This is a genomic window from Desulfobacter sp. (genome assembly GCF_050177295.1).
In genome coordinates this window covers 1-5,036 of record NZ_JBFXHE010000329.1, presented here as the reverse complement: position 1 = coordinate 5,036, position 5,036 = coordinate 1, and the positions used below count along the sequence as shown (strand labels likewise).

At 48.7% G+C, this 5,036-nt stretch carries 6 protein-coding genes and 1 pseudogene; 5 read left to right on the top strand and 2 right to left on the bottom strand.

The features are described from left to right. The 4 genes and pseudogenes from AB7U36_RS18240 to AB7U36_RS18225 all read left to right on the top strand — a co-directional run. Nucleotides 1–663 (top strand): 3'-5' exonuclease (locus AB7U36_RS18240; protein WP_428161092.1); only part of this gene is annotated, 663 nt, incomplete at its 5' end. Nucleotides 664–711: 48 nt separating this feature from the next. After that, on the top strand, nt 712–1,098 hold the full coding sequence (locus AB7U36_RS18235; RefSeq protein ID WP_428161091.1) for a hypothetical protein: 387 nt from the start codon (nt 712–714) through the stop codon (nt 1,096–1,098). Beyond that, nucleotides 1,076–1,237, top strand: a pseudogene (locus AB7U36_RS18230) (DUF4124 domain-containing protein); the annotation flags it as partial. The gene AB7U36_RS18235 and the pseudogene AB7U36_RS18230, both read left to right, overlap by 23 nt. Before the next feature lie 36 nt (nt 1,238–1,273). Beyond that, entirely contained in the window at nt 1,274–1,705 is a 432-nt protein-coding gene (locus AB7U36_RS18225; protein ID WP_428161093.1) for a lytic transglycosylase domain-containing protein, read from the top strand. A 27-nt stretch (nt 1,706–1,732) separates the two neighbouring features. Here AB7U36_RS18225 and galU read toward each other — a convergent pair whose 3' ends face one another. After that, entirely contained in the window at nt 1,733–2,611 is an 879-nt protein-coding gene (gene galU, locus AB7U36_RS18220) for a UTP--glucose-1-phosphate uridylyltransferase GalU (protein ID WP_428161090.1), read from the bottom strand. A 299-nt stretch (nt 2,612–2,910) separates the two neighbouring features. Here galU and AB7U36_RS18215 point away from each other — a divergent pair, with 299 nt between their 5' ends. Beyond that, nucleotides 2,911–3,741 carry a YkgJ family cysteine cluster protein gene (locus AB7U36_RS18215; protein WP_428161089.1) on the top strand — a complete coding sequence of 277 codons (831 nt, stop codon included), beginning with the start codon at nt 2,911–2,913 and terminating at the stop codon, nt 3,739–3,741. A gap of 211 nt (nt 3,742–3,952) precedes the next feature. Here the strand turns inward: AB7U36_RS18215 and dapA are convergent, their stop codons facing one another. Continuing rightward, nucleotides 3,953–4,987 carry a 4-hydroxy-tetrahydrodipicolinate synthase gene (dapA, locus tag AB7U36_RS18210; RefSeq protein WP_428161088.1) on the bottom strand — a complete coding sequence of 345 codons (1,035 nt, stop codon included), beginning with the start codon at nt 4,985–4,987 and terminating at the stop codon, nt 3,953–3,955. Nucleotides 4,988–5,036: the final 49 nt, after the last annotated feature.

Sequence of the window (5,036 nt, the reverse complement as noted above, 5' to 3'; positions counted from 1 at the left end):
CGGGAACACTGGGCCGACATGGCCGGCATAAAAGAGGTGCTGGCCCTGGTGCGGATTTTTCTTGGTCGCGGCAGTGACGCAGACCGGCAGCAGATTGCACCATTTTTACCCGGGATGGCAGCGCTTTCAGCACCCCCGGACACGTCAGCGCTTCTTGATACCTTGGGGGGCTGGCTGGACATCAAGGCCCTGGGGCAAACCGATGAAAAACTGGCACCGGCATGGCAGCGGCTCAAGGCACTGGCAGGCCGGTATCCCTCTGCCTGTGATCTTCTGGACGTCCTGAGGCTGGACCAGGATCCTGATTTCTTGGACAAAGGGGTTGAAAAGGTCTCTTTGATGACCATGCATGCGGCCAAGGGCCTTGAATTCCCAGTGGTTTTTCTTACAGGATGCGAAAACGGCTCGATCCCCTTTGCCCGGGATGGGAAAACCGTGGAAGACCCGGATGAAGAACGCCGGCTTTTTTACGTGGCCATGACCCGGGCAAAGGAGATGCTCTATTTGACATATGCACGAAAAAGACGCATATTCGGCCGGGACCAGCAAAGAATCCGGTCCTGTTTTATTGATGATATTGAAAAGGAACTGGCCCGGTACGAAAAGGGAAAAACGCAGGTTAAAAAACAAAAAAACAAGGATATTCAGCTGGAATTATTTTAAATCCTGCCCAAAACATGTAATAATAACAGGCCAATAAAAAATTAAAAAATGGAACCAACACCTTATAAAAAAATAGATTTTCACCATGGTCACTGCCTTGAAATTTTTGACGATTCAAGAAAAATCGGGGCAGATGCCTGGGTGGTGATTATGACCGCGACAATGAAGATTCCTGTGGAAACGTCATTGTTTGCATCTGAGCCGCTGTCTGATACTGACTTTCATGATATTTTGGATACCTTGGGGTCGCCCGTTGAATATCGATACCGGCTGGAACGTAACATGATCATGAGTCATGAAAAGGATGCGGTGCTGGAAAATTTGGTAAAGGCCTTTCTTGAAAATACCGGGCGATACGTTGCCAACCCTAAGTTTCCGGAAAAACTTGCATTAAAGGAGTACAAAGATCGGGTTGAAAAGCGCAAAAGGAGATAGAATAGTAAAGATTCCGCACTGTTGGGCGGCATTTTTTCTTTTCACATGGTTGTGTTTCATATGCCCCTGCACAGCCCTGGGGGATATATACCGGTATATTGACGCTGATGGTGTGATGCATTTTACCAATACGCCCACAACCCAAGGCTATACCCTTTTTCTCAAGGAAAAGAGGGTGAACAGTGTACAGGCCCGGACAAGAAGATTCAAGGCAGGGACTGATGTCTACGACAATATTATTCTTAAAGCCGCCGGTGCCTTTGGTGTGGACCATGCATTGATCAAGGCCGTGATCCATGCGGAGTCCAGTTTTGACCCCAATGCCGTGTCCGGCAAAGGGGCCCGTGGACTCATGCAGATCATGCCCCAGAACGATGCCTCCCTGAATATCTCAAACCCCTTTGATCCGTCCCAGAACATCATGGGGGGCACCCGGTATCTGAAGCGGATGCTCATTCGGTATAATGAGAAACTTACGCTTGCGCTTGCGGCCTATAACGCCGGCCCATCGACCGTGGACAAATACAATGAAATTCCGCCCTATGAAGAGACCCAGACCTATATACAAAGGGTGATGGCTTTGTATTCACGGTATAAAAGCAGCTGAAAATCCGGTCCTTTTTTCCCCAGTCCCTTATGCATCAGTTTTGATTGTTTTTATAAACTCGAGAAGTCTGTCGCGCATTTCCGGCCGTTCAAGGGCAAAGGAAAGATTGGCCATTTGAAATCCGACTTTGTCCCCGCAATCAAACCGGGTGCCCTTGAATTTATATCCAAAGATTGGCTGCTCGGTTAAAAGTCCCCTCATGGCATCCGTAAGCTGGATTTCACCGCCGGCACCTGCCTGTTTTTTTCCGAGGTATTCCCAGATTTTGGGGGTAAGGATGTATCGGCCCACAATGGCCAGGTTGGACGGGGCGTCTTCGGGTTTGGGTTTTTCCACCATGTCATTAATTCTTATCATATCCTCTTCCAGAGGGCTTGCATCCAGAATGCCGTATTTATCGGTCTGGTCCTTTTCTACTTCCATGACAGCAGCAATGGAGGCGCGGAACCGTTCAAATTTTTCCACCATTTCGGTGAGCACTGGATTGCCCAGGGTCTGGATCATATCATCGGCCAGAACCACGGCAAAGGGTTCGTCCCCCACAATGTCCCTGGCGCACCAGATGGCATGGCCAAGTCCCAGAGGATCATGCTGGCGGGTGTATACAATGGTGCCGGTTTTTGGAACCAGTTCATTGACCTGCCGCAGCAGGTCTGTTTTTCCCTTGGTTTTGAGCATGGTTTCTAATTCATAACTGCGATCAAAGTGGTCTTCCAGAGCCTTTTTCCCCCGGCCCGTGACAAAGATGATCTGTTCAATGCCGGCGGCGAACGCCTCTTCAACAGCGTACTGGATAATGGGTTTGTCCACCACGGTCAGCATCTCCTTGGCCATGGCTTTGGTGGCCGGGATGAACCGGGTGCCAAGACCTGCTACCGGAAATACCGCTTTTTTTATTTTCATCATACCTCTTTGAATGCTTGATACTGAAATTATCCCGGGTGTTCAGGGCAGGGCCTGTCAGAACAGACCCGAATATGTTGTTCGTGTTTGAACGCGTATTTCAGTCGAAGTTTTTTTATGTTCAAACTAGTTTGTTTTTAGATTAAGAGGGGCTGCCGTGTCAAACCCAAAATCAACTATCCTGCAGGGCTTTCGGACACTTTCGCTGGGTGTCTCCGGCTATCCGATTGACATTATTGCCTATTTCAAGTATGATATTTAACTTTTATATTGCGTGTTATTAATTGATGAGGAAATAGTGAATGAACGCTGAAAATCAGACAGATGAAACACAGCCCCAAGCGGAAATACCGCCGGAGCAGCTTAGTCTTGGAAGCCGGTTTAAATTCAAATGCCATAAAGGAGTTTCCTGTTTTACCGACTGCTGCAGAGGGATTGATATCATGCTCACCCCCTATGATATTTTAACCATGCGCAAAAAACTGGACGTGGATTCGGAAAAATTTCTGGCCATATTTACCACCCCCCAGCTCCTTGAAAAAGCAGATATGCCTGTGGTGACCCTCAAACTCCTTGATGATGAGCGCCGGTCCTGCCCATTTGTCCAGGACAAGGAGGGGTGCGTGATTTATGAAGACCGTCCCACCACCTGCCGGTACTACCCTCTTGGCGTGGGATCTTTGAGCTACTCCGGGGAGCAGGGTGAAAAGGATGAGTTCTTTTTTATGATCAAGGAAGCCCATTGCAGAGGCTTTGATGAAACAGACGAATGGACCGTAGGGGAATGGCGTGAAGACCAGGGGGTTGATCTGCGTGACGAGGTCAATGAAGGCTGGCTGGATCTCATGGTCCGTAAAAAATCTTTGCCGCCCAGCATGCAGCTGTCTGAACAGGCCAAACAGATGTTTTTCATGGTGTGCTATAATCTTGATAAGTTTAAGCGGTTCGTGTTTGAATCCTCTTTTCTTACCAGGTACAAGATCCCTGAAGAACGGGTGACCCGGATTAAAGAGGATGATGTGAAACTGCTCCAGTTCGGATTTGAATGGCTAAGAAACACTTTTTTTCATACCGGAGAGGAGATGTTTAATCCGAAAGAAAAAGGCGGGGATACTACAGCGTCATTAACTTAAGCGTTGATGTCAAGAAACAAGAAACTGGAAACAAGAGGTCGAAGCGCCTTTGGCGCCTGTTTATATGCCTACCTGTCAATAGTGTCGAAGTTTCTCTCATTATTATGTAAATATAGATGTGTCTTTCCGGCAATCCGCAAGGCAGACAGGCATGCCGCAGAAATTCTTTTGCGGCGGGCCTGTTTATTTGATTTTTTTGGGGGGAGACTGCCTAATAGTTATACCACAACGCTTCATGGGCTGCCGAATCATTAAGGCGGGCATCAATATCCAGATTAAAGAAAGAGGCAATCGGCGCAAAAATTTCAGGATTGTCTGCCTGCACTTTTTTTAAAGCAGAAAGCGCCATATCAAATCCTTTTTGGGTCATTTTTCCCAGGGGTGCCCGGCAGGGGCCGGCTGGCATGCCAAGGATCTGCATCATGGTTTTCAGGGGCAAAGGATTTCTGGCCCGGCACTTGACAGGCCCGTATTTACTGTATTCTTCAGTGGTGATCACCACAATATCCAGCAACGGAGACAATGCGGTCTGAATGGCAAGGGCGTCTTCTATTTTACCCTGGTTAAGCAGTTCAACCATTTGGGTCATGGATGCCGGTGCAATATTTGACATGACTGAAATGGCCCCGCAGGCCCGGATCTGTTCATCTGTCATGATGCGGCAGACCAGGGCGTCATCCCCGCAAAAGATATTGAAATTGTCCCCGCAAAGTTTTCTGGTCAGCTTCATGTTGTCTATATTGCCGGTGGCTTCCTTGACACTGGTTACATTGGCATAGTTGTCCGAAAGTATGGCAAGATCCTGGGGCAGCATCTGTGCACCGGTACGGCCCGGTATAATATAAGGAATGATATCCAGGCCCGGGTTTTCCCTTGCCACCATCTCGTAATATTCCCGCCTGATTTCAAGGGAGGACGGTCCATTGTAATAGGGATCCACCAGGAGCACACCGTCCACGCCCTGTTCTGCAGCATGGGACGTGCCGTTTAAGGCTTCATCCGTGTTGTTTGAGCCGGTGCCGGCGATGCATTTACACTTGCCCCTGGTCTGTTTGGCCGTCAGATCAATAACCTGATTATGTTCTTCCCATTTGAATGTGGGGCTTTCACCGGTGGTGCCGGTGGCAAGAATTCCGGAAATCCGGTTTTCAATCTGGAAATCAATGAGTCCGGACAGGCCGTCCCGGTCCAGATCTCCTGCCGGGGTGAACGGGGTGATAAGTGCTGTGTAGCATCCTTGTTCCATAACTTACAAACTCCTGATGGTTATTTGCGCGGCATGCGCGGATAAAACA